The 240-nt window shown below is 53.3% G+C and carries 1 protein-coding gene; it reads left to right on the plus strand.

Annotated features, from left to right (window positions below; all coding sequences use genetic code 11):
* The coding region (locus AC0L24_RS33955; protein WP_473565111.1) for a WecB/TagA/CpsF family glycosyltransferase at window positions 1-240 on the plus strand (240 nt) is incomplete at both ends.

The raw sequence follows: 240 nt of genomic DNA on the forward strand, positions 1-240 counted from the left end.
GAAGGGACGCCGGTATTTCTTGTGGGCGGTAAACCTGAAGTGCTGGCGCAAACTGAAGCTAAACTGCGCAACCAGTGGAATGTGAATATCGTTGGCAGTCAGGATGGTTATTTTAAACCCGAGCAGCGTCAGGCGCTGTTTGAACGCATTCATGCCAGCGGTGCGCAAATCGTCACCGTTGCGATGGGATCGCCAAAGCAGGAGATCATCATGCGCGACTGCCGTCTGGTACATCCAGAT

The sequence above is a fragment of the Mesorhizobium sp. WSM4809 genome, from assembly GCF_055811655.1.